This window comes from Aneurinibacillus aneurinilyticus ATCC 12856, assembly GCF_000466385.1.
GTDB classification, from domain to species: domain Bacteria; phylum Bacillota; class Bacilli; order Aneurinibacillales; family Aneurinibacillaceae; genus Aneurinibacillus; species Aneurinibacillus aneurinilyticus.
This window is the reverse complement of the sequence record NZ_KE952752.1, coordinates 1-26,913: the sequence shown is the minus strand read 5'-3', so window position 1 is coordinate 26,913 and position 26,913 is coordinate 1. Positions and strand designations below refer to the sequence as shown.

26 protein-coding genes are annotated in these 26,913 nt (G+C 43.2%); 4 read left to right on the top strand and 22 right to left on the bottom strand.

Annotation, left to right across the window (positions count from 1 at the left end):
• Window positions 1–36: 36 nt before the first annotated feature.
• From HMPREF0083_RS08880 to HMPREF0083_RS08855, 6 genes are all read right to left on the bottom strand, one after another.
• Window positions 37–1,584 carry a solute symporter family protein gene (locus tag HMPREF0083_RS08880; RefSeq protein ID WP_021620908.1) on the bottom strand — a complete coding sequence of 516 codons (1,548 nt, stop codon included), beginning with the start codon at window positions 1,582–1,584 and terminating at the stop codon, window positions 37–39.
• Window positions 1,581–1,937, bottom strand: a complete 357-nt coding sequence (locus tag HMPREF0083_RS08875; RefSeq protein WP_021620907.1) for a DUF485 domain-containing protein — start codon at window positions 1,935–1,937, stop codon at window positions 1,581–1,583. Before HMPREF0083_RS08875 ends, HMPREF0083_RS08880 begins: the two co-directional genes overlap by 4 nt.
• 26 nt (window positions 1,938–1,963) lie before the next feature.
• Complete coding sequence (locus tag HMPREF0083_RS08870) at window positions 1,964–2,371, bottom strand: PaaI family thioesterase (RefSeq protein ID WP_021620906.1); 408 nt, start codon at window positions 2,369–2,371, stop codon at window positions 1,964–1,966.
• Between the two features lie 213 nt (window positions 2,372–2,584).
• The gene (locus tag HMPREF0083_RS08865) at window positions 2,585–3,988 is read right to left on the bottom strand and encodes a nucleoside recognition domain-containing protein (protein ID WP_021620905.1); all 1,404 of its coding nucleotides are present in this window, start codon (window positions 3,986–3,988) and stop codon (window positions 2,585–2,587) included.
• Window positions 3,973–4,779 carry a FeoB small GTPase domain-containing protein gene (locus HMPREF0083_RS08860; protein WP_051354592.1) on the bottom strand — a complete coding sequence of 269 codons (807 nt, stop codon included), beginning with the start codon at window positions 4,777–4,779 and terminating at the stop codon, window positions 3,973–3,975. The genes HMPREF0083_RS08865 and HMPREF0083_RS08860 overlap by 16 nt, the downstream gene beginning before the upstream one ends.
• Before the next feature lie 12 nt (window positions 4,780–4,791).
• Window positions 4,792–5,046, bottom strand: coding sequence for a FeoA family protein (locus HMPREF0083_RS08855; protein WP_021620903.1), 255 nt, complete (start codon window positions 5,044–5,046; stop codon window positions 4,792–4,794).
• 237 nt (window positions 5,047–5,283) lie between these two features.
• Here HMPREF0083_RS08855 and HMPREF0083_RS08850 point away from each other — a divergent pair, with 237 nt between their 5' ends.
• Complete coding sequence (locus HMPREF0083_RS08850; protein WP_021620902.1) at window positions 5,284–6,024, top strand: J domain-containing protein; 741 nt, start codon at window positions 5,284–5,286, stop codon at window positions 6,022–6,024.
• Between the two features lie 25 nt (window positions 6,025–6,049).
• On the opposite strand, the gene HMPREF0083_RS27085 is transcribed toward HMPREF0083_RS08850, so the two are convergent.
• Window positions 6,050–7,132, bottom strand: coding sequence for a GNAT family N-acetyltransferase (locus HMPREF0083_RS27085; protein ID WP_021620901.1), 1,083 nt, complete (start codon window positions 7,130–7,132; stop codon window positions 6,050–6,052).
• Between the two features lie 411 nt (window positions 7,133–7,543).
• Between HMPREF0083_RS27085 and HMPREF0083_RS08840 the strand changes: the two genes are divergently transcribed.
• Both HMPREF0083_RS08840 and HMPREF0083_RS08835 read left to right on the top strand, forming a co-directional pair.
• Window positions 7,544–8,266 carry a response regulator transcription factor gene (locus HMPREF0083_RS08840; protein WP_040302153.1) on the top strand — a complete coding sequence of 241 codons (723 nt, stop codon included), beginning with the start codon at window positions 7,544–7,546 and terminating at the stop codon, window positions 8,264–8,266.
• Window positions 8,253–9,659, top strand: coding sequence for a sensor histidine kinase (locus tag HMPREF0083_RS08835; RefSeq protein ID WP_021620898.1), 1,407 nt, complete (start codon window positions 8,253–8,255; stop codon window positions 9,657–9,659). Before HMPREF0083_RS08840 ends, HMPREF0083_RS08835 begins: the two co-directional genes overlap by 14 nt.
• 246 nt (window positions 9,660–9,905) lie before the next feature.
• Here the strand turns inward: HMPREF0083_RS08835 and HMPREF0083_RS08830 are convergent, their stop codons facing one another.
• From HMPREF0083_RS08830 to HMPREF0083_RS08810, 5 genes are all read right to left on the bottom strand, one after another.
• A complete protein-coding gene (locus HMPREF0083_RS08830) occupies window positions 9,906–10,646 on the bottom strand; it encodes an ABC transporter permease (RefSeq protein WP_021620897.1) in 741 nt (246 codons plus the stop codon).
• Window positions 10,647–10,657: 11 nt separating this feature from the next.
• Window positions 10,658–11,395, bottom strand: coding sequence for an ABC transporter permease (locus HMPREF0083_RS08825; RefSeq protein WP_021620896.1), 738 nt, complete (start codon window positions 11,393–11,395; stop codon window positions 10,658–10,660).
• Window positions 11,392–12,303 carry an ABC transporter ATP-binding protein gene (locus HMPREF0083_RS08820; protein ID WP_021620895.1) on the bottom strand — a complete coding sequence of 304 codons (912 nt, stop codon included), beginning with the start codon at window positions 12,301–12,303 and terminating at the stop codon, window positions 11,392–11,394. The genes HMPREF0083_RS08825 and HMPREF0083_RS08820 overlap by 4 nt, the downstream gene beginning before the upstream one ends.
• 153 nt (window positions 12,304–12,456) lie before the next feature.
• Entirely contained in the window at window positions 12,457–13,371 is a 915-nt protein-coding gene (locus tag HMPREF0083_RS08815; RefSeq protein ID WP_021620894.1) for a DUF3600 domain-containing protein, read from the bottom strand.
• The gene (locus HMPREF0083_RS08810; RefSeq protein WP_021620893.1) at window positions 13,361–13,954 is read right to left on the bottom strand and encodes a sigma-70 family RNA polymerase sigma factor; all 594 of its coding nucleotides are present in this window, start codon (window positions 13,952–13,954) and stop codon (window positions 13,361–13,363) included. Before HMPREF0083_RS08810 ends, HMPREF0083_RS08815 begins: the two co-directional genes overlap by 11 nt.
• Before the next feature lie 140 nt (window positions 13,955–14,094).
• Here HMPREF0083_RS08810 and HMPREF0083_RS08805 point away from each other — a divergent pair, with 140 nt between their 5' ends.
• Window positions 14,095–14,325 carry a hypothetical protein gene (locus HMPREF0083_RS08805; RefSeq protein WP_021620892.1) on the top strand — a complete coding sequence of 77 codons (231 nt, stop codon included), beginning with the start codon at window positions 14,095–14,097 and terminating at the stop codon, window positions 14,323–14,325.
• A gap of 39 nt (window positions 14,326–14,364) precedes the next feature.
• On the opposite strand, the gene HMPREF0083_RS08800 is transcribed toward HMPREF0083_RS08805, so the two are convergent.
• From HMPREF0083_RS08800 to HMPREF0083_RS08755, 10 genes are all read right to left on the bottom strand, one after another.
• Entirely contained in the window at window positions 14,365–15,804 is a 1,440-nt protein-coding gene (locus HMPREF0083_RS08800; RefSeq protein ID WP_021620891.1) for a HAMP domain-containing sensor histidine kinase, read from the bottom strand.
• Entirely contained in the window at window positions 15,801–16,517 is a 717-nt protein-coding gene (locus tag HMPREF0083_RS08795) for a response regulator transcription factor (RefSeq protein WP_040302166.1), read from the bottom strand. The genes HMPREF0083_RS08800 and HMPREF0083_RS08795 overlap by 4 nt, the downstream gene beginning before the upstream one ends.
• A 206-nt stretch (window positions 16,518–16,723) precedes the next feature.
• The gene (locus HMPREF0083_RS08790) at window positions 16,724–17,059 is read right to left on the bottom strand and encodes a hypothetical protein (protein ID WP_021620889.1); all 336 of its coding nucleotides are present in this window, start codon (window positions 17,057–17,059) and stop codon (window positions 16,724–16,726) included.
• 200 nt (window positions 17,060–17,259) lie between these two features.
• Window positions 17,260–19,380, bottom strand: a complete 2,121-nt coding sequence (locus HMPREF0083_RS08785; protein ID WP_021620888.1) for a sigma 54-interacting transcriptional regulator — start codon at window positions 19,378–19,380, stop codon at window positions 17,260–17,262.
• Between the two features lie 144 nt (window positions 19,381–19,524).
• Complete coding sequence (locus tag HMPREF0083_RS08780) at window positions 19,525–19,776, bottom strand: biotin/lipoyl attachment domain-containing protein (RefSeq protein WP_148315929.1); 252 nt, start codon at window positions 19,774–19,776, stop codon at window positions 19,525–19,527.
• A gap of 13 nt (window positions 19,777–19,789) precedes the next feature.
• The gene (locus tag HMPREF0083_RS08775; RefSeq protein ID WP_370951300.1) at window positions 19,790–21,157 is read right to left on the bottom strand and encodes a putrescine aminotransferase; all 1,368 of its coding nucleotides are present in this window, start codon (window positions 21,155–21,157) and stop codon (window positions 19,790–19,792) included.
• A gap of 95 nt (window positions 21,158–21,252) precedes the next feature.
• On the bottom strand, window positions 21,253–22,779 hold the full coding sequence (locus HMPREF0083_RS08770; protein WP_021620885.1) for an aldehyde dehydrogenase family protein: 1,527 nt from the start codon (window positions 22,777–22,779) through the stop codon (window positions 21,253–21,255).
• A 215-nt stretch (window positions 22,780–22,994) separates the two neighbouring features.
• Window positions 22,995–23,282 carry an SAV0927 family protein gene (locus tag HMPREF0083_RS08765; RefSeq protein WP_043064376.1) on the bottom strand — a complete coding sequence of 96 codons (288 nt, stop codon included), beginning with the start codon at window positions 23,280–23,282 and terminating at the stop codon, window positions 22,995–22,997.
• 46 nt (window positions 23,283–23,328) lie between these two features.
• Window positions 23,329–24,618: a Glu/Leu/Phe/Val family dehydrogenase gene (locus tag HMPREF0083_RS08760; protein WP_040302150.1), complete on the bottom strand. Its 1,290-nt coding sequence runs from the start codon at window positions 24,616–24,618 to the stop codon at window positions 23,329–23,331.
• 482 nt (window positions 24,619–25,100) lie between these two features.
• Window positions 25,101–26,372, bottom strand: a complete 1,272-nt coding sequence (locus HMPREF0083_RS08755) for a dicarboxylate/amino acid:cation symporter (protein ID WP_021620881.1) — start codon at window positions 26,370–26,372, stop codon at window positions 25,101–25,103.
• Window positions 26,373–26,913: the final 541 nt, after the last annotated feature.

The following is a 26,913-nucleotide window of genomic DNA, read 5'->3' as shown; positions in this document are numbered from 1 at the left end:
GGACGTAAAGGTAAATATTTCTAACCCATTGGATTATTATTCCTTAGCGATACTAATGCCATAGCCCGTATTGGATTTAAAAAGAACCTCCGCAAATTTTTCCTCGTCCGCTTTTTTAGCAGATAGTATCGTGCCAAGATAAGCACCGATGAAGCCTAAAGGCACGGTAAAAATCGTCGGATTTTCCATATGGAATACCGGGTTGCCTGTAAAAATCGCTGCCCCAGGCACCGGATTCCATACGTTCGGACTAAGCAATACAAGAATGACCGAACTTAACAGCCCGACAAGCATCCCTGTAATAGCTCCCGTCATATTAAAGCGCTTCCAGTATATCGTACACAGTATCACAGGCAGGTTTGCACTTGCAGCTATTCCCAATGCTAATACAGATAGAAAAGCTACATTTAATTTTTGGGAGAATAGCGCCAATATAATGGAGATGATCGCTACCATAATCGACGCAATACGCGCTACCTGTACTTGTTGTTTTTCTGTAATTTTTCCATCGCGAATAATTTCACCATAAATATCGTGCGCAACAGCGGATGCTGATGTCAAAACAAGACCTGAAACTACTGCCAGAATCGTAGCGAAGGCCACCGCTGATACAATAGCAAACAGTATATCTCCGCCTAATGTTTGTGCTAATAATGGGGCTGCCATGTTTCCACCAGGGTTGGCTGCAACAATATTGTTAAACCCGACAAAGGCCGCGGCACCAAACCCCAAAAAAATCGTCATAATAAAGAAGATCCCGATAAACCAGGTAGAATACACAACTGACTTCCGTGCAGTTGCCGCATCTTTTACCGTAAAAAAACGGACGAGAAGATGAGGCAGCCCAGCCGCACCCAGCACTAATGACAGGTTAAAAGAAATCATGTCCAGTCCACTCTTATATTTATTTCCAGGATCAAGAAAAGCTTCTTGTAATGGTGTAGCCGTTTTGATATGTTCAAACATTGCCATGACATTAAAATTAAATTTCGCAAATACAATAAATGTTAATATGAAGGAACCGGCCATTAATAAGACGGCTTTTGTTATTTGCACCCAGCTTGTGGCTGTCATTCCGCCAAAAATAACGTATACCGTCATTAAAGTTCCAACAATCAATACCGCTGGAACAAAGTCAATACCAAGCAGAAGCTTGATCAACCCTCCTGCACCTACAAGTTGAGCAATCATATAAAAAATGGAGATAACCAGTGTATTGAGGGCTGCCACGCCGCGTACTTTTTTAGAATGAAAACGGGTAGTAATCATATCCGCTACTGTGTACTTCCCTAAATTTCTTAGTGGTTCAGATACGAGGTAGAGTAGGAAAAGAAATGCCACAAGATTACCAATACTCATGTAAAATCCGTCAAAACCGATTAATGCAATCGCCCCGGTAATACCAAGAAAAGAAGCGGCAGACATGAAATCTCCGGCAACCGCCAATCCATTTTGCCAGGCGGTCAGCCCTCCACCTGCCGTATAAAATTCACTAGCGTTTTTTGTTTTTTTAGCAGAAAGATATGTAATCATTAAAGTTAGGAAAATAATGGTTAAAAATAAAATTAAGGCTAAAGAACTCATGAATCCAATTCCTCCTTATGTGCTGATAAAATTTTCTTTGCAGATATATCTAACTTTTCAGATTTCTTTACATATACGTATCCACACACCCATACGAGTACAAACTGCATCAAAGCATACACCCACGCCCACGTAATATGACCTATCGCCTGTTTTGTAAGTATATCCGTGTATGCTGCTAAAATAGGCAGCGTAAAATAAAACACGAAGAAGAAAATGGACATAGGTATGATAAATTCCTTCTTTTTTTGTATAAGCTCTTGAAAATCTGTCGTTTGAATTAACGTTGTATACAAAGTTTTTTGCTTCTTTTCCAATGATGCGTCATATTTCTCGCTTTTTAGCATGTGCATATTGCCACCTCTTTTATAATTTTTTACTATCGAATCACCACAGAAGATGTGGCGGCCGCGATTTCTTTTCCTTCCTGAACTAATGTGGCCACCAAATAACCAATGCTTTTTCCCATTCTTTCCACATGCGCTTCTACTTCTATTTCACCGATAAAAGCCGGGCGATGAAACGTCGTATGCAAATTAATAGAAGCAAAATGCTGTCCTTCCTGTACGCATGATGCAATCGCGTATGCCATCATACTATCAGCGGCAGAAGCAATAAATCCTCCCATCACGACGCCATTTCCATTTATCATCTCTCCGTTTACTTTCCATACACCACGGGCCGTGCCGTCCTTCGCATATGTGACCGTAAGCCCGAGCGTTTCATCACAAGGAGGCGGCACGCTCCCTTTTGTTACGACATCCATTAAACGATACTGTTTACTCATGAATCTCCCCTCTTTTTATAACATAAATTTGTATGACGTATTTAAAACGTATTATAACTTTTGTATATGTATGTTTCAACAAATATTTTTACTATTCTAAACGTTAAAATCTTTCTCAGATTTGAATAGCTATCGGGCAAATAATCTCCACTTCTTCTGCTTGCCAGACAAAAGAGGAGTTAGATCCATTTCAGAATCCAACTCCTCTAATTGCTATACCCAGCCGAAATAACGAACTGTCTGAGCTACAATAAAGCAAACCACAATCGCAATAGCCAATGGAATAACGGCTGAAAGCACAGTCCATTTCGCACTCTTCGTCTCTTTGGCAATCGTATAAATTGTAGTGCCGCATGGATAATGCAGAAGTGAGAACAGCATCATATTCAGCGCGGTTAACCACGTCCAGCCATGCTCTAGAAACAGTGCCTTCAACGCCCCCATATCATCTAATTCCATCATGGCGCCAGAAGCCATATAGCCCATAATTAGAATTGGCACCACGATCTCGTTCGCTGGAAGACCAAGCAGAAACGCCATCAGGATGTAACCGTCGAGTCCTATCGCGTGCGCAAATGGTGCGAACCAATCCGCAACATGAGTAAGCACACTCTTATCTCCAACCATAATATTAGCCAAAATCCATGTAATAACTCCGGCAGGCGCAGCAGTTATAATGGCCCGCTTGAGCACAAACAATGTCTTATCATACACTGAACGGACGATAGTACGCCCGAATTGTGGCGGACGGTACGGTGGAAGCTCTAGCGTGAAATGTGAAGGCACTCCTCGCAACAGCGTTTTGGAAAGCGCCCATGACACAAAAAGTGTCATCACAATACCGAATAGCACCATGCCAACCACAACAAGCGACGCCATAGTCACGCTTGCACCCATACCTACTGCCCCCACCATAAACAATGATGACAGGAGAATTAACGTCGGCCATCTTCCATTACAGGGTACAAAGTTATTCGTCAGAATGGCAATCATGCGTTCACGGGGTGATTCAATAATGCGGCAGGAAATAATTCCGGCAGCATTACAGCCAAATCCCATTGCCATCGTAAGCGACTGTTTCCCATGACCGCCTGCTTTACGGAACAAACGATCCAGATTGAACGCTACTCGCGGCAAGTATCCAGCATCCTCCAACAAGGCGAATAGCGGAAAAAAGATAGCCATCGGTGGAAGCATGACAGAGATTACCCATGATACGCCCCGATACAGACCAAGCACCAGAACGCCATGCAACCATGCTGGTGCCCCCGCCCACATGAATGCATCCGTCAGCTTTCCTTCCAGCCATCCAAAACCGCTCGCTAGCAGATCAGAAGGAACATTAGCACCTGCAATGGTTATCCAGAATACAATCCCCAGCAATATCAGCATGATAGGAAATCCGAAATAGCGTGATGTCAGAATCGCATCTAACCTGTCATCCTGATCTACTTTGTTTTGATTTGTACGACGTGTTACTTCGCCTGCAATCGTTTGTGAATGCTGATAAATCTTCTCTACGATTACATCGCGCACCGCTTCCGTATTTTTCTCCTGTATCTGACGCGCGATCGCATGTAAGCGATGAATGTCACTTCTTTCTATGCTTGCGGCCATGATGGTGACACCTCCTGTTCCCGGCCCAGGGAAGGATCTTGCAACGGCTCTTCTGTCATATATCTTTCTATATCCTGCAGGAGCGTGTCGTCTCCGTCCAACAAGCGCAGCGCAACCCAGCGAGCTTTCAGCGCTCCCTTTAATAGCGGCGTCAATTTTAGCTCCAGTTCGCTGATGGCCTGTTCTATCTCTTGGCTATAGCGTAACATAAATGGATCAGGGACAATGTTTCCGCATGCTACATCGAGCAGACGTTCCTGTAACTCTTCTAGCCCCCGCTTCTGCCTTGCGGCGGTGGCCACTACCGGTATACCCAATTTTTTCGAAAGGTCTGCTATATTTATCTCAATACCTTTTCGCTCCGCTTCATCCATTAAATTTACGCACAGCACAACCTGATCGGTAATCTCCATCACCTGCAACGCAAGATTCAAGTTCCGCTCCATCGCTGTTGCATCTACTACTACCAGCGTTACATCCGGTTGACCAAAACAAATAAAATCGCGTGCTACTTGTTCGTCAACTGAGTTCGGGAGCAAAGAATACGTCCCCGGTAAGTCGACCAGCAGAAACGACTGTCCTTTATGTGTAAATGTACCCTGTGCATTCCCTACCGTTTTTCCGGGCCAGTTTCCAGTATGCTGATTGAGTCCGGTCAACGCATTGAATACCGTGCTTTTTCCTGTATTCGGATTACCCGCCAGCGCAATGACTTTCTGTTCCGCTGAAGCAGCGATTCCGAACTTATGATGTAGAAGCTCTGTTCTTTTCTCTATGCACATACAGCTCATAAATTCCCCTCCTCACTCAATAATCGGTTCAACCATAATTTGCTTTGCATCATCCTTGCGCAATCCAATAGTCGTTCCACGTATCCGGTATGCCGTCGGATCTCCAATCGGACTGCGTCGTACGCATTCTATAATAGTCTGCGGCACGACTCCCAAATCCAGCAACCGCCGCCGTACCATCCCTTCAGCGGATAGCGTCAGTACCCTTGCTTTGCTGCCCGGTACCAACTCGGATAAAGGGACCGCATTTTGTACTTTCTTAGCCATCCAACTACCTCCGATTTCTAATTCAATTAGCTGTACGCCAAATAGTTTACCTTACACAACTTTTTTCGCAAAAAAACATTGCTCATCAATTCTTTCTCTATTAAAATTATTTTGCATACGGGCAAAAAATGCAAGACTTTTTTCTTCGATCTATACCTACTGTATTTCACCCGCCCTTTTCTTGTGCCATCTTCTTAGGCAAAAACCACAATAATTTATTCAGTAAGGAAGTGAGTTATGAGCAAGGAAGATCAGGAGGCTTCTCCACAAACCGGTCGAAGCAGTATGTTGGTAACTGACGTTTATTTACTTGATCTCATACAGGCAATTAGCAACCTAATACCAATCTGGCGCCGCCGTCTGGAAGAAGGTTTGGTTCGGCTTGATTTTGCAGTGGAAATTGGAAAAAAGCTAACACCAAAGTTTCAGGAAAGACTATTCGATTTTCTGCATGACCAATCAATACCGAAAAAACAAGAGAGCAAAGCTCTGCTTGCATTTTCATTTGGTATGCCGGAATGGGCCATATTGGAAATATTACGCCTGTATAAACAAGCGGACAAAACTCGGGAAGCTATTGTGATGTATAACGACTTGATGGATCGATTCGAGAAAATATTCCATGAGGAATTCGAATACCAATTTCTTGCAGGTGAAATGCCTAAAGACGAACAAAAACTGTCAGATATACTGAGCCATTATCAAAAAAGCCTGCAAACATTATATGAGCAGAGTCCCCGCTCCCATACAAGTCGAACGTATAGTCGAATGTACAGCGATAGCTCTTCTTCATCTCATCCACCTGCCGAACCAGCAGGCGGGCAGGATTTGTACCAGCTTCTCGGGATAAGTCAACATGCTTCCAGAGAAGATATGAAAAAACAATACCGTCACCTAATGAAGGTACTTCACCCCGATAGCGGAGGCAGTGCATACTTGTTTAATTTAGTGAAAAAAGCATATGAAGCTGAAAAATAAAAAAAGGCTAAGGTATAATATTACCTCAGCCTTTCTTTCTCCAAGCTGCATATTCGTGTGCCAGTACTGACATAAGCACCAGTGACTCATATTTACCGTCTGTCTTCAAACAGTTTCGCAGTATGCCTTCCACGATAAATCCTTCCGCTTCATATATATGGCGTGCACGAGTGTTGTATTCCTTCACATCAAGCCATAACCTCTGGGCTTTTCTTTCCTCAAATGCCCATTCCTTTATGAGTTGCAGCGCCTTCCTTCCCCAGCCTCTCCCTTTCTCTGTAATGACAATTCGAGTCAGCTCTATACTATCATTAGGATTCTGAAGCCCGCTAACAATCACATATCCGACTCTCTCCGTCCCGTCTGAAGACTCAAGTACTGCGTGCATCATATTTTCATCCTCAAGCGCACTTGCATGCTGTTCCATACTCCACGGAACAATAAATCTGCTATTTTCCTCGCTTTGTTCTGTCGACAATACGACATCCAAATCTTTTCGAGTCGTATACCGCATCCGAATTTCTTCGGATTGATAGATAAGAACCCCATTCTTTTTGTCCATAATCACTCCATTCTCCTCCACATTCATTCCCATGGTCAGCGCATCGAAGAAAATTCCGTTTATACAAAACTCCCGTTTCAGCCGTCCCTCTTCTTTGAAACCGAACTTGCGATACAGTCGGATCGCACTGTTGTGGTCAGCTCGGACCCGTAAATTAATTTTACGAATACGTCCGGTTTCTCGCGCCCAATCCAGCAGACAGGAAATCAACCTTCCGCCAATCCCCAGTCCCTGATATTTCCGCCGTACACTAACGCCGAACTCTCCCGTATGAGCAGTCCGTAATCGACGTCCTGAACGAAAGGTAAGATTTCCGACGATTTCCCCCTCCATTTTCGCCAATAAACATAAATCAATCGAAGCATCTAAAAATCTCTGTATTATCTCACGTTGCTCCTCTGCGGTCACAGTAAGCTCTCCGGCACCAAATGTCAGAAAATCGCTTTCTTCGGAGATTTTCTCCAAATATACAACATAAACTTCGGCATCTTCCGGTTTTCCCTTCTGAATGGTAATCGTCGTTCCACTTTCCAGTTTATGCTCCATAGCGCTTTCCTTTCTTTTTTTCGTGCTTTCCTTGTTTACTTCAATAGCAAAATCAAAAATCCCTTTTACTCGCTTTACCGATTAATCACATAGCACATCCGACAAAGGAATATGCATGGATAAAGGGCATAGACAAAAGACGTTTTTTCCAAAAAAGCAGTTCCTTGTCCATACCATTTCTTCGTGTACGAATATAGTAATAGCAAGAGAAAACTCAATCTTCATTCAGCTTTGCTTGTGTTCATACTGCCGAATGGATTGTGCGTACTCTTCCCTCCTTCTAGCCAGCCTGCGTACGGGTGCAGGCTGGTTTCTAATTTTTACCCTCTTGTAATCTCTTTCAGTCTTTTCCATAGTAAGATAGAAGATACAATAATACGTTTCACTCACATAAAGAAAGGAGGGCTATGCTTGGGGAATCATCCGAAAAAAATATTAATCGTAGAAGACGAAAGTTCCATACGCCGTTTTATTAGCATTAACTTGCAGCGGGATAGCTTTACAGTAATTGAAGCCGCCAGCGGAGAAGAAGGATTGGAAAAAATCAAAAATGAGCAACCGAATTTAGTCGTACTCGATGTAATGCTCCCCGGTATTGACGGATATGAAGTATGCCGAAGGCTTCGGGAAGAGTTTCCGCATGTTGCCGTTATCATGTTAACAGCTCGTGGACAAGATATGGATAAACTTATGGGTCTTGAGCTCGGCGCAGATGACTATATCGTTAAGCCTTTCAATCCGCTGGAGCTATCCGCCAGGATTCGTGCGGTACTCCGAAGAATGAATCAATCGTCCCCTTCGCTTAAGCAGGAGGCGATTCTTCAATGTGGTCCATTTCAGCTGGACACACACGGCCATCGCTTCGTCAAGGATGACAGGAATATTGAACTGACGCCGCGTGAGTTCGATCTGCTAAAAACATTCATGAAGAACATAGATAAGGCACTTACTAGAGACGAAATTCTAAATATGACCTGGGGAGTTGACTTTATCGGCGATCCAAAAACCGTAGATGTTCACATTCGACGCTTGCGCGAAAAAATCGAAGACACGCCTTCCCATCCCGTTCATATTGAAACAGTGTGGGGCTATGGATATTGCTTCCGAAAGGGGCAAAGCAATGTACGGAATTAAAAAAAGATTGGTCAGCAGTTATTTTCTTATTATTTTACTTACCGTTTTTCTTTTTGAACTGTTTATGTTTATCGCTATCCGCCAATATTACCTTGGCCATATTCGTGACTCCCTTCAGAACAAGGCAGAGGTCTCGGCCGCTTTCTACAGTCAATACCTAGTTGAAAAAAGCCTGGAGGAACAAGTAAGCTCCCTTATTAATAGTTTCGCGGAAACGACAAGCGCCCAGGTGCAAATTGTCGGTCTCAACGGAACGGTTCTCGGCGACTCTACAGGTATATCCTGGGGAGAGAGCCTACATACACCGGATATAAAAGCGGCTCTCAATGGTAGTTCAGGAGAATGGCAAGGCAGAATTTCCGAAACCGGAGAGCCGGTTTTGTCCATCGCTGTCCCACTTAAGGACGGAGGGAAGACGACGGGAGTTCTGCGGCTCGTCACCTCGCTTGTCGAAGCGTATGCTGTGATCGAAAAAACATCGCTGGTCCTTCTTTTTGCTGGGGTCATTATCATTGCTGTTTCGATCATTATTAGCATCTTACTCTCCGCAACTATTACAAAGCCGATACGGGAAATTATAAAAGGTGCAGAAGAGATGGCTGTAGGCAAATTTTCAGTACGCATTAAGAAAAGAAACAATGACGAACTGGGAAAGTTGACTGATACGCTGCATTATATGGCGGCTGAAATCACACGGCATGAGCAATTGAAAAATAAGTTCATCTCCTCAATCTCCCATGAATTGCGCACCCCACTTACTTCGATTAAAGGATGGGTCATTACTTTGCTCTCTGAATCGCCCCGGTACGATCCAATTATGCAGGAAGGGCTTGAAATTATTGATAAAGAAACGGATCGTTTGGCTCTTCTTGTGGAAGAGTTGTTAGATCTGTCCAGATTAACGGAAGGAAAAATCACGCTGCATATCACCCAAGTAAATATAAATGAATGGGTACAGCAAATCGCAAAGCAGCTTGCACCTCGAACTAAAAGGCAGAATGTGCAACTCTTTATCGAAATAGCTCCCGATCTGCCTGATATCGCCGGCGATCCAAATCGTCTTAAGCAAGTGCTGCTTAATCTTCTGGATAACGCATTGAAATTTACCCCCAACGGTGGAACGATATACATTTTCGCCAGCGAGAAGGAAACAGGCATACAACTAAGTGTGAAGGATACAGGTATGGGGATTTCTCCTGCGGACCTCCCACATATCAAGAAAAGATTCTATAAAACAAGCGAATCTTCCCCAGGAAGTGGACTGGGTCTTTCCATATGCGACGAGATTGTAACTTTACACGAGGGAAGAATGGAAATTTATAGTGTGCCAGGAGTGGGTACACAGGTCGACTTGTTTTTCCCTTCGGCGAATTCGCAAGGAAAGGTAAGGTAGAATGAAGCATTTTTTCTCAAAGTTAAAAACATGTGACAGCCTTTAGCCCTCTATATAGAATTCACTTGACGCAGTAGCAAAAGTTCAGGTGGTTGGAAACAAAAGGATGGATGTACCCTGCACTCCGGCAGAAGAGAGGCCAGCATGGCTTTTTCCGACCGTTCCCGCCCACCACCCTTCCTTTTTTCTTACCCCCACCACAAAAATGTGCCGATTTATCAAATCAGATGTATATAACTGTTTCAATCAAACCATGTCTCTCTTCTTGAACTCTTGCAGGCCTATCCATATGATAAGCAAGAACAGTCCACATGCTATAGCATACATCCAGTCACCCCTCGTAATCCCTTCCTGAGCAGGTCCGAAATACGCCATGACTGGATACGTCCACGGATCATATAACCAAAACCGTTCAGAATTTGCCGCAAAAAGCGTGGGAGCAGCCAGAGCAGTACCTATCGCCAACGGCACACCAACATGCGAAAAGCGGTAGCTCAATACAAACTGTATCGCTATGACCGGCAGGGTAGCAACAAATGCCAGCAAACCGCGCCCTAGAATTAGTTCATAAGGAACATCTCCCTCTATTCCTATCATAAGACCACCTACCAATGTGCCGATACTTAGCACCCCTAAATTCAACAATACAAGCAAGCAAGCGATAACCAGCTTCGATTTGTATACTTGTTCGCGTGTTACCGGCAGTGCGAGCAATTGCTTCCAGCCGTTTTGACTATGTTCAAGTCGTGCCAATAATGCTACCATAACGGTAATCACCAACGGCAATAATAGAGATGGATACATAATCATACATTGCTCATATAAAATCTCCCACTTCGTACGTGTACTGCCTGCAAACATCGTATCACTATAGCGCAAAAAATTCGCAATACCTTGCAACGTCAAAAATAGCGGCGCACCTACAGCGATCCATACCATTCCCGAACGGCGCAGCTTCATCAGTTCAACCCCAAGCAATCGATTCATCTTATCTCCCCCTATACGATATCCCGTCTTCTGAATTCAAGCAGCCCTAGTACCAGCAACACCGGTCCTGCGATCAAACCGCTTAGCAACGGACGATTATTCTCCACGCCTTCGAACGGCATCGTATATAAAATCGTTGCATGAGGAAAAAAGCTGAGCACTTTTGATTGAGCGAGGAAAATCGCACATACACTTAACCCTATTCCTATAGCAACAGGCATTATTACATTTTTGAATCGCGAGCTTAACCAGTGCTGAATACTAATAATACCAAGTGCACCCACCGCCTGGTACAATGCATAACGACCGTATGATCCAAAAGCAAACGGCGCAGAAAGTCCGATGATTTTACCAGCTACGAAAAAACCCAGCATAAGAAAGAGAATTGCAAGATAGGTAAGCAATACAATAAGCAGCCATTTGGATACATATACGCTACCGCGCGTCACCGGTAAACTAAGCAGATGCTTCCACGCATTCTCACTGAATTCGCGATAATGCACAATCGCAGCGATAAGTGTGATACCCATAGGCATAAACATCGCCCACAAATATACCGCTTCTCCCAGCATGATGCCCCATGGCCCAAGTTCAGCACTTCTGTTTTTCGTAAGCAAATAATCGTAGCGGACCCATACATCAATGAATATAAGACCTGCAATAAGTAGCGGACCACCTATGACAAGCCACCACATGATGCCATTTTTCTGTTTATATACTTCCGTAGCGAAAACATCCGGCAGCCTCATACGCTTTGTGCCTCCTTTGTCATTTCGAGGAAAATATCCTCCAGCGACTTTCTTTCCTCGCTAATGTGTGACACATCATACCCATTAAGAATAAGGCTTTTGTTTATCTCTGCAGCCCGGCTTTTATCTGCATCAATATAAAGAGCGCCCTCACGCTTTTCAATACGATACCCGGTATTGAAAAGTAGGCGTGCGGCTTCGTCCGGCCGATCTGCCTCCACGTATATTTTAGCCTGGCTTCGACTCTGAAGCTCCGCAAGCTCCCCTTGAAACAACAGCTTACCATGATTAATAATTCCTACCCGATCAGCAATACGCTCTACTTCTTGAAGAATATGACTGGAAACAAGTACAGTCATATTCATTTGCTCGGGCAAGGTAACTATTAAGTCACGAATCTCATGGATACCCGCCGGGTCCAGCCCGTTCGTTGGTTCATCGAGGATAAGCAGCTCGGGCTTTCCGATAAGCGCCTGCGCGATTCCGAGACGCTGCTTCATTCCAAGAGAATATGTTTTGACTTTCGTGTTCCGCCACTCTGTTAAACGGACAATCTCCAGCACCCGGTCGATATCCTTGCGCTCAGCATCTAACAGCTTACGTGTAATCTCAAGGTTTTCATAACCGGTCAAATGACCATAATAGGAGGGGGTTTCTACCATCGAACCGATTTTTCTTGCGATCTCAAGGCGATAACGTTCTAATGGCTTACCAAAAATTCGCACCTCTCCTTTTGTTGGCCGAATTAGACCGAGTAGCATACGGATAGTTGTCGTTTTCCCCGCGCCATTCGGCCCAAGAAACCCGTATACTTCTCCTTTTTTTACCTGTAGTGAAAGCGCATCAACAGGCTTAAATCCTTTGAATGTCTTTGTTAGATTATTAGTTTCAATTACGAACGCAGCCATCTTTTTCTCCCCTTATCTGTATTGACTGGTTCCCATTGTATTCTTCCTTTCTTAACGCTTCTTTCAGCTTCCCTTAAATTTGGCTTAATTTCCTATGAAACAAAAAAGAAGCAGGCTTGCTAGCACGCCTGCTTCCTCTCCAAAAAATCACAGCTATTGATGCACGATAGACAGCGCAATTTTTTCTAACTCCGCTTGCGGAAGTTTACCCGCTACATAAATTCGATATGCACTCTTGCCGCCTTGCGCGGGAACAACCAAGGAAAGCCCGTCCTCTTTATCAGAGCCGCCCTGACCGAACGTTACCTCATAGCTTTCCAGCTTGTATTTTTGTATCCTTTCATATTCATCCGGCATTCCAACTTGCTCTCCAGCCCTTATCTCCTGCTGGAAAATTCCTATGCCTGCATCTCCATGCTCATAATACATATTAATGACTGGCTTACTCTTTTTAGCATTAGCATCCATTACTCCTACTGCGCTACCCAAAGTGTATCCCTCCGGTACATATGAAGGATGATGTACAGGAAATGACAACAGTTTTTGTGATTCCTCTATCGTCAAAATATCGACAGGATTATCTTCTTTTACCGTTATTTTGGCTGCATAAGGCTCCATTTCTTTTTCCAATTGATTGTACCGCTGTTTTTCTTCCTTTGTTAGCCGGTCCACATTCAACTTTCCACCCGGCTCAGCCATCTTTGCGTGATATCGCGCAATTTCCTTCAGCAATTGCTCTAGCTCCGCATATTCCTTTTCATTCAGTGCCCGCTTGGCCTGCGTTAATTTTTCTTCTATATGCGCATACTCTGCTCCGCTTCCGCCCTGGGATATGAAGTTATCCTGCGAACCGAAAATACGGTCAGACAAATAGGAATATCCTGCAAATCCAGCCGTCGGTATCAAAATAGCCGTTGCCATAATTCCCGCCAATAATCGTTTCTTCATTCTTGTTCGCCCCTTTTTCAAAAAAATATTATTCATTACTTTCTCTTTCATGCCCTCCGTCCCGCTCGCCTTTTCTGCTTCTGTCTTTAACGACTGACGAATCTGCTTTTCAAAGTCCATGTCTTTCTCCCACCTTTCGTAAGAAATATTCTTCAGCACTTCGCCCGCCTTTCAGCTTCCTTAACGCGGTATGAATTCTCGACTTGACCGTCCCTATTGGAATCCCGAGGACACGTGCAATTTCTTCCTGTGAATATTCGTGCAAATATCGTAGAACAATTACCTGTCTGTATTTGTACGGCAGCCTGTCAATCTGTTCAACCAACTCTCTGGAATCCAATCTGTCTGCTACATTGGCTGCAAAGTCCGGTTCTATCCCCTGTGTTTCATACTGCCGATTCTTCTCCAGCAGACGGAATAAACGCCAGGTCTTGCGCCGGTAACTATTCACCTGCCGTATTGCAATACCGATAACCCAGGAATGAAATGATCGGCCAAGATCAAATTTTGGCAACGACTTGTATACTTCGATATAAATCTCCTGCACAACATCCTCAAAACCTGCTTTATCATCCAGTAAAAACCGCACTGTTCCGCTCACATTTCGAATTGTACAATCATACAGCATACTAAAAGCCGCTTTGTCTCCTGCTACTGCCCGACTGATGATATTTTGCAGTTCTTCGTCTCTGTTTTCTCCCATGCCTCCCCCTCCTTTCTCTCCTGCCGTACTTTATATTGGTCCGATATAGCCCAAGCGTTCATTTTTATTTCAATTTTACGAAACGCGCTTACAAGGTATAATAGATAGGGAATATTCATACCAAGAAACGAGGGTAAATTATGACAAATGAGCAAATGAAAATGTTCCAGCAAATGTTTGAAAACGCTCTCCAGCTTCCAGAGAAAGAGCAGATGATATTGTTCGAAGCCATGTCCAAAAATGCAAAGGAATTTCTTGAGAACAATAAAGATTTCACTGTAACACCGGAGATGCTGGAAATGTACAATCGCCTATCTCCAGCCATGCAGGAAGTAGTCAAGCAATTCCTCGCTCCGTACATGAACAAATAATTCTTCCATGTAATGAGAAAAAGAACCCCCGGATACATTTTATCGTTCCGGCGGTTCTTTTTCTGTTTTTGGGAATAGGATACGGATGCATGTTCCTTCTCCGATCCGGCTCTTCACCTCAATAATTCCCTGGTGTGCTTCAATAATTTGCTTGGCAATTGCCATACCAAGGCCCGAGCCCTGATGTCTCTCATTCGTGTTCGTACCCCGATAATATCGTGTGAATAACCTCTTAACTTCTTCTTCCTCAATCCCCCGACCATTGTCTTCCACGATAATCTCCACCGCTTTTTCCCGTTCCATTACCTGAATCTGTACCTGTGTATTTGGAGGATTATGAATGACTGCATTATAGATAAGATTCGTAAATGCCCGAGTTAAAAACCCGTGGTCAAAAACAAGAAAAACCTGCTCACATTCAGGAATAAACTCCATCTTACAGCTTCCGTATTGCGGGTCATTCAATAAGTCAATAATAATCTGACGCAACATCTCCACTATGTTGCTTTCCTTTTTATCTAAAGGAAGCAGATGATTTTTCAATTGATAGGTCAGACGCAGATCATCCAGCAGGCTTTCTATGTACCGTGTCTTACCAACAATAATTTCTGCGTACTTTCTCCGTTCATCGGCGACAATTTCATATTCCAGGTCTGCCAGTATCTCACCATACCCTTGAATGGAAGAAAGGGGTGTTTTAATATCGTGAGAGAGGTTTGTTACCCATTCGTCACGCATTTTTTCAGTACGTGCACGTTGCACCGCACTTGCCTGGAGGGCATCCGCCAATTGGTTCAAACTCTGATATACATCCTTATACAAGCCTTCGGGCTGATATTTAACCATATAGCGTCCCTGTGCAAGTAGCTTAATTCCGTTAATGATTTCTACAAGCGGTTTAGTTAGCTTGCGTCCGAAGAAGTATCCTATCGTAAGCACCATTAGGAAAGTTAACCCCAGCACAGTCAGGATTCCTTCTTTCCAGAAGGTCATAATTCGAAGCGGATTAAACTCCACCATATATTTTGCGATATACGACATAGGATACCCGATAATATACGTCCATTTCTCATCATCCTTGCTTACCCAACTGACAAACAGGGTAGAATCCTCAATAGCACCAGAGTATTTATAATAATGAACAAGTTCGCCCGGCGTGTAGCGAACAGGAGCACTTTCCGGCCTACGTAATGAATATGCCTCATTTCCATTCGGATCTAGAATTTGAATCCACGCTTTGCGTTGAATAAGCTGCGCTTGCCCCTCCTCTGTAATACTCGGCTTCCCTTTAACAAATGTAATAAAGCGGGCAAAGGCAACCGTATATTCTGTATAAGAGAAAAAAGACTCACTTGCCTCTTTTTCAGGATTTTCCTCTCCTGAAAGAAAGTAAAAAGCGGCTGTCAAATTAATGGCCGTAAACGCAACCGTCATTAATAAAAGCGGGATGAGGAACAATCCCGTCATTTTCCACTTCACAAACCAGCGCTCCCATCCCTCAGCTTATATCCCAGACCTCGTATTGTTAGCACATACACAGGTGCGGATGGATTGTCTTCAAGCTTCTCGCGCAGATGCCTTATATGAACCATAATTGTATTATCATATCCGAAATATTCCTCTCCCCACACTGCTTCATAAAGCTTGCTTTTACTAAAGATTTGGTTAGGATGACGCGCAAGGAACAACAGCAATTGATATTCTTTGGCCGTCAATGATACCAGCTTGCCGGATTTTCTAACTTCTGCTCTTTTCTCATCGACTTCGATATCACCGAACGAATATACAGGCATCTCATCCTTCTTATGAAAATACTGGTGACGACGAAAATACGCTTTTATCCGGTATGCCACTTCCTTCGGACTGAACGGCTTCGTAATATAATCATCACCACCGAGACCGAGGCCGAGAATCTTGTCCATATCTTCACTCTTCGCCGATAAGAACAAAATGGGGGCCACCGTCATATCACGTAAAATCTGACACACCTCGAATCCGTTCATATCCGGTAACATTATATCAAGCACGATAATATCGGGTTGTTCCCTGCGGCATAACTCAATACTCTCTCGTCCATTGAAAGCTTTATATATATGAATGAATCCTTCTTTTTTCAATACGGTTTCCAATAAATGCAGAATATCCGCTTCATCGTCAACCAGCAGAATCTTCTTGGCGGAAATATCCGGCATTATCAACACATTTGTCACCTCAAAACCGCTGCTTACGGTGCTTTTTTCCGCCATTATATCATATACTAGGAATTCCTTTACTTAAGTTAACCTTAAATCTTCTTACCTATTGATCGTTCATACAAAGTATGTGGTGCAGCCGTTCGTCTCTGTTTTATACGCTTTTCTTTCCATCAAAAAAACCGTCCTCTTTTTAAGGACGGCTCTTATACAACACTGGAAGAGTCCCGGCACAAGACTTTTTCCAATAAGTACACCACATAAGGATTCCTATAGCCAGCCTGGTGTTCAAGCCGATACAGTTGACTCCAGAGCGAATTGTATGTACTTCGATATACACCGGGAACACATTCACCGAAACATTGCTGAAGATGTTGAAGTCGCCATCTGGCATACATTCTTTCCAAATTCGTATTCTTCTTGTCTCCAGTATCAATACGCACGATTTGCTCATTCGCTTCGTGCATTAATGTTTCTACCATATTATCAAAACAAGAAAACGCTTGACTGTCAAACCTACATATTTCTTCCCCGCTCACCATTTCATTTCCCCTTATATCATAGTAATAAAGGTTGTAATTATGAAAAACTTATCTAGTGTGAATACCAACCGATCATTAGTATACATGATTCGCAACTAAATTATCAGAATTAAGTTCGACTTCTTCGGCTTTTTCGTTCGACAAAAAACCCCATACCCCGGTACGCTCATGCTAGCTTACGGGGGATGGGGAACATGAAGTTATACATGCATACTTGCCTGTTTTTGCAATATTTTTTGATATTTACGACTTACAGAAGACTGACTAATTCCCAGCACTTTGGCAGCCATCGTCGTCGTCTTATAACGTTCCATTGCCAGAAGAATTAATTGCTCTTCCACATCCTCAAGCGCTTCTTGTAATGGAATCAGATTCGTAATAATCGGTTTTACTTTTGTCGATGCTTTCTTCCATTGAAGAAACCGATTCAGATGATCAGCCTGAATTAATTCTTCTTCAGTTGTCACGACCGCACGCTCAATCATATTCTGCAACTCCCGTACATTCCCCGGCCAGGAATACACCTCCAACAAGTTAAGCGCATCTGGACTAAGCTGGATATCCCGATGGTACGTCTCGTTGAGCTTCTGTAGAAAATAATAAGCCAATACCGGAATATCCTCTGGACGTTCCCGCAGTGGTGGAATATGAATCGGGATTACATTCAAACGATAGAATAAATCTTCGCGGAAGCTTCCTTCCTCTACTTTCTGTTCAAGATTCTTATTCGTGGCGGCAACAATTTGCACATCCACCTGAACAGACTGTGTACTGCCCACTGGAATAACTTCCCGTTCCTGCAATACTCTCAATAGTTTTACCTGCAAAGAGAGTGGCATTTCTCCAATTTCATCAAGGAAAAGCACACCACTATTCGCCTTCTGAAAGTATCCTTCCTTGCCTTTTGGATCTGCTCCTGTAAAAGCCCCTTTCTCGTAGCCAAACAGCTCGCTCTCCAGCAAATTCTCCGGAATCGCCCCACAATTAATTTTTAGGAAAGGGCGATTTGCGCGGACACCTAGCTGGTGAATTGCCTTGGCAAACACTTCCTTACCAACACCTGATTCCCCGGTCAGCAAAACCGTAGAAGAGAACCGGGCGATTTTCTCAATTTCCCGCATAATTCGATCAATTTTAGGGCTACAATAGACGACGCTTCGATTAAGCGTATGCCTACTCTTTAGGCTTTCAAGTTCCTCTTTGTATTGTTGGGATAATTTCTTCATTTCACGCAGTTCGCTTTTCAGCTTGGTCGTCTCTGTGATGTCGCGCGAAGCGATGACGATGCGCTCGATTTGGCCAGCTTCATCAAACACAGGATTTCCAACCGCAAGTACTTTCCGGCCATTGCTTACATCTTGAATTACCGATACTTTTCGCTTTTGTTCTAGCACGAGGCGGGTTACAGACGGCTTGAATATACCTTTATCCTCTAATTCAAGAAGGTTTTTTCCCACTAAATCTTTCAAATCACCCTGCCTAAAATTAATAACATTATTATCACTAAAGCGTAGCAGTTCTCCCTTAGGATTAACGACTAGAATTTCATCATAGATAGTAGAAAGAATCGCTTTAAGATCTGTGTTCAAATCCTTAACATAATCGAGCTCCATCGCCATATCTTCGAGCATAGGCAAATCCTGGACGACAATAATAACGCCCTTCACTTCATGTTCTGGTGTTAAAATCGGGCTATAATCCGCCAGTATCCCCATCTCTGGTCGAAGGTGCAATTGGTTGAGAATCGTATCACCTGTCGCAAATACCCGATCAATATGCTCCGAGCCGAAGATATCCTTGGCTGGACGATTATGCAACTGCTCCTTCTCCCATCGAATCATGCGAAGACCTTCATCGTTGTAATTAACAATGTTGCCCTGTCTGTCAACAACAAAAATCCCCATTGGAATGGATGAGAGAATCGTACGAAACAAGTCGATATGATGGTTATCCTGACGAAGCAGTTCGATGAGAATGTCTTCCCGGCGCAAATACCCGCATACCTCATCCCTTTTATTCCTTACAATAACAACTTCTTCACCTAAAAGCTTAAATACATCAGAAACCGAAACATCCTGATAAATATGATAGGCGAAATGCAATGGGATAAGATGAGACAACCAAAACTGCCGATCCCGTCCTTCGTTCTCCACCTCTCCTGCCAAATCCTGCGCTCGGATATATCCTAATATCTCATCCTTTTTCTTAACGAATAGCACAGGCTCCTTTTGCTTGGCCAAGCAGTGTTCCACTTCGGCAAATGACATGTCCGTAGAAATTGAAAGGATATCACGTACATTGTCTTCGGTAAATACCAACATTATTCTCTTCCTCCTTCCATTTCAGAAAGTTATGCACACTATAATTCTATTATACACAATTGCATACATATAAGAACAAGCAGGGAAACGTTGGTATTCCCCACGCCCCCTGCTTGCCACTATTCGATATTACATACATATCTATTATTCACTGCCGGTTCGTTGTATATCTTCTTGGATGTAAGCCAGCACCATGCCAGGAATAACCCGGTCGCCATCCATCACTTCACAAGAATGAAAACAACCGTCGATATCTGCTACAATTTCTTCAATTGCTCCCTCGTCTGTTCGAATCAGAAACAATGTATCCCACTCGTAAAAATAGGAGGAAAGCGGATGGATGACTTGTTCAACCGTCCCGTAATAAGGGCTAATCACCGGGTAATGAATAGACATCGTCCCACGCATCCTATACGAGAACGGATTTATTAACTTCTTTCAATACCTTGGAGAATGTTGCAAATACTTTTTCGCATTGCTCTTTTTCAATTGTTAATGGTGGCTCGATGCGGATTGTCTTCGCGTTAATCAACGTTCCAGCAGTCAGGATACCATTATCGAAGAAACCTTTCGCAACTTCGTAGCCGATCTCATCGCTTACAAATTCGATACCGATTAGCAAGCCTTTACCACGTACTTCAAGTACTTTATCACCATGCTCTGCAGCCGCTTCACGCAACCCGTTCAGCATGTATTCGCCCATCTCCGCAGCACGTTGTGGCAGATTTTCTTCAATTAATACATTAATTGTAGCAAGTGCAGCCGCACATGCGAGCGGATTTCCACCAAAAGTAGTTGTATGCAGGAACGGATTGTCGAACAGTTTTTCGAATACTTTTTCTGTTGCAACCGTTGCACTTGCTGGCATAACTCCACCACCGAATGCTTTTGCAAGCGTAATAATATCCGGTGTTACACCATAATGCTCAGCACAGAACATTTTACCTGTACGACCCATACCTGTTTGTACTTCGTCGAAAATTAACAATGCGCCGTAATCGTCACACAGTTGACGTAATTTTGCAAGGTAATCGTCCGGAGGAATGATAACGCCGCCTTCCCCTTGAATCGGCTCAACAATAACAGCCGCTACATCTTCACCAACAAGCTGGCAAGCATGCATTGTTTTTTGCATCATATCAATATCGCCGAAGGCAACATGACGGAATCCGTTTACTAGCGGCATGAACGGCTTACGGAATACGCCTTTTGCTGTACCGGAAAGTGAACCTAAGCTCTTACCGTGGAATGCACGTGTTGTTGCAATGAATGTGCTGCGACCTTCTTCGCTGTGGTAGATTTTAGCCATTTTCAATGCCGCTTCTACCGCTTCAGTACCGCTGTTACCGAAGAAAGAGTATTTCAAGTCGCCTGGTGTTAGCATCGCCAATGTTTTTGCCAGCATGGCACGAAGTGGATCAAGCAAATCCTGGCTATGCAACGGTTGTCTGTTCATTTGATCTTTTACTGCTTTAACTACTTTCGGATTGCTGTGACCCACGTTGTAAATCCCGAATCCACCCAGACAGTCAATGTATTCTTTTCCGTTTACGTCAATGAAGCAGTTCAGACCAGCATCCTTCCACTCAACGGATGCGTATTGGCCACCTTTGGTAACTGATTTACGGTAGTCAAGAAATCCTGCGTTTACGTTATCGCGGAATCCATTAACCGTTTCTTCTGTAATCCATTTTGCTTCCTCTTGTGTTACTTCTGCTTTTTCAATAATGCCCAAAACCTTCTGAGTATATTCGTATATTTCGTTATAGTTTTTCATAGAAGCCTCCATGTTTTGATTTTTTGTTTATTCCCCGAGCTGGACTGTGCCAGCTCGGAAATAATTAGAGTGATCATCGCCCGTCTGGCTACGTTCTAGTTCTTAAACCAACCAGTTGGTTCAACCTGCAGATTAATATTAATCTGCTTCACTTCTGTATATTCTTCAAAACCAAAGGTGCCCAGCTCACGTCCGATACCGCTTTGCTTGTAACCGCCCCACGGTGCTTCGTTGTAAGTTGGATGGTATGCATTAATCCAAGTAATACCCGCACGTAGCTTACGGATAACACGCTGTGCTTTTGCGCCATCTTGCGTAAATACAGCGCCCGCCAGTCCATAAACAGTATCATTCGCAAGATAGATGGCATCTGCTTCATCTTTAAACTTTTGTACTACAAGGACAGGACCGAAGATTTCTTCCTTCACGATACGCATATTCGGCGTTGTATCAACAAAGATAGTTGGTTCAACAAAGAACCCTTTGCCAAACTCCCCTTCTGTAATGCGATTTCCGCCGCAAACAAGAGTAGCGCCATCTTCTTCCTTACCAATTTGAATGTAGCTTAATACTTTTTCCATATGTGCTTCAGAAACTAACGGACCCATTTCCGTCTCTTCTGCTGTTCCAGGACCTACCTTAATCTGTTTCGCACGCTCGACGAGACGTTCAATGAACTTATCATAGATGCTCTCTTCAAGAAGCAGACGGGAGCCTGCGGAACATACTTGACCCTGGTTACAGAAAATACCGAACAATGCATAATCAACAGCCGCCTCAAAATCCGCATCGGCAAACACGATATTCGGGGACTTACCGCCAAGTTCGAGAGAGATTTTCTTCAGGTTGCCGGTTGCAGCCTGCATAATGCTACGTCCGGTTGCCGTACCGCCGGTAAAGGCAACTTTATCGATATCAAAGTTTGTGGCAATCTCATTTCCGACTGTTGGGCCGGCGCCAAGCACAAGGTTGACGACGCCTTTCGGGAAGCCAACTTCTTCAAAGATTTCGAATAACTTAATCGCATTAACCGGAGTCACTTCAGAAGGCTTAAAGACGACCGTATTACCTGCCGCAAGTGCCGGAGCCAATTTCCATGCAGACATCAGCAATGGATAATTCCAAGGAATGATCTGTCCGACTACTCCGATAGGCTCACGTACAACCATCGCTTGCATCGGATCGGCTACTTCATATGTTTGACCATGCGGCTTGGTAGCTATCCCCGCATAATAACGGAAGCAAGCAACCGTATCAGCTACGTCAAATTCTGTTTCACGCAGCGGCTTACCATTATCAATCGTTTCACGATATGCAAACTCTTCCGCTCTTTGCTCCAGTTTGTTCGCTACTTCGAAAAGCAGACGGGCACGCTCACTTGCAGGCGTCTCCATCCAGCCATCTTCATAAAATGCGCGCTTAGCTGCGGCTACCGCCTTACGTACGTCTTCTACTGTTCCTTCCGTTGTTACAGCAATGACTTCGCCATTCGCCGGGTTGATTACATTACGCGTTTCGCCGCTCGCTGATTCTACCCATTGACCGTCGATATACATCTTCAGCACTTGTGTTGCGCTTACACCTTGTAATGCCGTGCCCGCTGTCGCTTTTGCTTCTGCCATTCCGTAATCCCCCTCACATGAACTTTTTATTCGATTTACCTTTTTAATAATGCAATACTCATGCCAACTCTTAAGACAGGCAGAGGAAAGGTAGTGAAAACGCTGTTATAATACGCCTTTCACCACCCTGTCTATTTGTTAGGCAACATGTCTGTCACCTCTGTATAATCATGCAACAAAGAATAGAATTATTCAAAAATGCATAAAGTTATTGATTAATATTGTGAAACAGCGGGAGCGAATGCCGGTAGAGCTGTAGTGAAAAAAGCCTTCATCGCTTCAACATCCTGCTCGGCCACTTTCAATCCGCTAACCCAGTACTCTTCGTTGTGAAGATCATCGTGGCATAACAACAGCGCTTTACCGCTCTGCAAGCAGGTAACAAAACTTTTTCCCTGGAACAGTTTACTGTACACAAGCGAGAAATCATATCTATTCTCCTCTGTAGCCAGGCATACGTAACGAGTCATCGCTTCTTCCATTTCGTCGAAAAGGTATTCCAATTTGCATTCCCCCCGTTGAGTAGACTTTTGTCTGCGAACGGATTAATTAATCAATCCATCCGCGCAGACGGCATGCTTCCGCTAATCGCCGGACAGCTACCATATAAGCCGCCGTGCGCATGTCCGTTTTATACGCTTCTGCCGTCTGATATACTTTCTGGAAACTTGCTTCCATTTTTGCTTTCAATCGTTCATCAACTAAATCTTCTTCCCAATAATATCCCTGGTTGTTCTGCACCCATTCAAAATAAGAAACAATTACGCCACCTGAATTGGCCAGTACGTCCGGCACAACCGTAATGCCTCTCTCTTTTAGGATTTTACCGCCGCCTGTAGTTGTCGGGCCGTTAGCTGCCTCTACGACAATGCTACAATTCAGACGTGGTGCATTCTCTTCCGTGATCTGTCCGCCCAGTGCGGCTGGAATTAACACGTCACATTCTTTCTCTAGCAATTCCTGATTGGTAATTGTATTTTCAAACAGGTGCGTAACAGCACCGAATGAGTCCCGCTTCTCCATTAGGTATGGAATATCAAGTCCGTTTTCGTCATAAACGCCGCCCATAACATCCGCAATACCAACTACCTTGGCTCCAGCTTCATATAAATATTTCGCCAGATAGCTTCCAACATTACCAAAGCCCTGAACAATCACACGCATTTCTTCAAGCTTCATTTGTTTTTTCTCAGCAATGAATTGAAGAATATAGAATAGACCACGAGATGTTGCTGTTTCTCGTCCTTTAGAGCCTCCCAGCGCCAACGGCTTACCAGTAATGAAACCCGGGGAGTCAAATTCACGGATATGGTCGTATTCATCCAACATCCAGGCCATAATCTGTGCGTTGGTGTACATATCTGGAGCAGGAATGTCTTTAGACGGTCCTACAATTTGGCTTACAGCTCGAACATACGCACGACTTAAGCGCTCAAGCTCACGCATACTCATTGTCCGGGGATCGCAGATGACACCGCCTTTTCCGCCACCATAAGGCAAGTCAGTAATGCCACATTTAAGGCTCATCCATCCAGATAATGCGCTTACTTCATCTGCTGTTACGTCTGGATGGAAGCGAATACCGCCCTTTGTTGGTCCCATTGCATCGTTATGCTGAGCACGATATCCCTTGAAAATCTTTGTTGTACCATCATCCATCTTAACTGGAATGTTTACTTCAAGTACACGCATTGGCTCTTTTAGGAGCTCATATACCGTTTCTGGATAATGAAGGCGTTCTACAGCTTCACCCAGCACTGATTGAAACGCTTCCAGTTCACTGACACTGACATTTTGTTTTGCACTCTTTTGTACTGCAACTGCTTCCTTCACAACCATTGCACCTCTTTTTTTCACATTTTGTTTCTTTAATATTTTATAGTCAGCAATAAGCGTGCCAACTTAGAAATCGCTTTATTTCAAGAAAAATGGTCTTTTCCCCGTTCTTTTTCTAGTCACAATTGCATAACCTAGCAATTGTCGCATACCTTCCCTTCATCGTTTTTGCTTGGTATGCTTGCATGAATAAAAATAAAGCCATTTCTCTGCTACGTAGAAACGGCTTTATTATCATATTATCTTAAAATAATTAGATAAACTTCGCAGCTTAAATTTGAACCCATTCCTTTTAATTCATAATTGCATAAAAAGAAAGAGAAAAAGCATAGAGGTCTATATACATCTGATTTGATAAATCAGCACATGTTTGTGGTGAGAGATAAGAAGGAAGGGCGGAGGGCGCATCCACCCTCTTCTTTTTTCCAAATCTCCTCCTTCCAACCACGTTATCATGTCAAAATATAAAGTGTAACTTATATAGATTAACTTACAGATGATTCGATCTTCGTTTCATCGGTTACAACTGGCATATTTTTAAATAATACTGCCTTTGTTTGATCAAAACGGCCCTCCCATTTGGATATAACAATAGCGGCTAACGAATGTCCAATAATATTTACTATCCCACGTGCCATATCCATAATACGGTCGATTCCGATAACTAAAGCTAAACCTTCTACCGGTAAGCCAACAGCAGCAAGTGTGGCAGATAAAACAGCGAATGATGCTCCAGGTACCGCCGCAATCCCCTTTGATGTTAACATCAATACGATTAAAATCGTAAATTGTTCCATGAGCGTTAGCTCGATGCCATATAACTGCGCAATAAATGGTACAACCATTGCCTGATACAAAGCTGATCCATCTAGGTTAAATGTATATCCGGTTGGTATCACAAATGAAACTACCGAACGGTCACATCCGAATCGAGTCATTTTCTCCATAAGTTGAGGCATCACTGTTTCTGTACTATCCGTTACGTAACCGATAACTAGTTCCTCTTTTAAGTTACGAATTAGTGTCCATAGATTTACTTTTGCAAGCCACGCAATAAAGCCGAATACGACTACAATAAAGAAGATAATTGTAAGGTGATTAATGATCACCAATTTTCCCAATGGAATGAGAGAGGTAAATCCATATGTTGCAATCGTATTAGCCATCAAAGCAAAAACACCGAATGGTGCAAATCTCATCACAAGATGAACGAAAGCAAACATCGTTTCAGAAACACCATGGAAGAACTGAACTACTACTTTGCCTTTTTCTCCTATAGAAGCTAACGCAATACCAAACATAACAGCAAAAAATATGACAGGAAGAATCTTTCCTTCGGCTAATGATTTAAAAAGATTAGGTGAAAAAATACCGACTAAAACGTCAATAGGCTTGGTATGCTCTGCTGTTTCTGTATATTTGTGAATATCACCTGCTTCCAATTGATTAATATTGACACCCACACCCGGCTGAGTCAAATTGGTAACAAGCAAGCCTACAATAAGAGCTATAGTCGTTATGATTTCAAAATAAACGAGTGTCTTAAACCCGAGTTTACCTACTTTCTTTAAATTGCCCATGCTGGCAATACTGGAAATAATCACTGAAAAAACAAGCGGGATAATGACAATCTTTATCATGTTAATAAAAATATCACCAAGAGGCTTTACTGCTTGACCATATTGTTTAGATAAAAATCCAAACAATAGTCCTAGTACCATACCGGCGACAATTTGCCATACCAACCCTTTACGCATAGCTTACCCCCTTAAAAGTTAAAAATATTTCGGTATTTACTTTTGAGTTTCAACCTTCTCCTATGTGCTAACGAAGGCCCAAAAAATTTGGATTACTTTGATCTTTCATGGACAATGCCAGTTTCCGGCACCATTCATAATCATCACCCTCTCAGAAAGCGTTTCCACAAGAAAGTTCGTGTACCCTGCCATCAGTTCTTTTCACACCCCCTTTTTCATTTCAATTATTAAAACGGTATTTCTATATAAATGTAAAATTAACTATAGATTGGTACCTTATAACACTTGACTGTCACTACACTTAAACTCTACACAACTGTGATAACTAAAAGATTTTAGAATGCCCCTAATCCGTTTCATTAATCGAAATACATTTTCATATATAGTAGGATTATACTCAATTATATTTTTAAAATCAATACAATTTTCTCAATCGTCTAAACAATCTTGCGTAGTTTAATCTAACTCAATTATTTTGGACTACATTACAGCCACTTTTTTGTTTTAGATCAAGGGTGTTGATTATCCAGTATGATCCAGA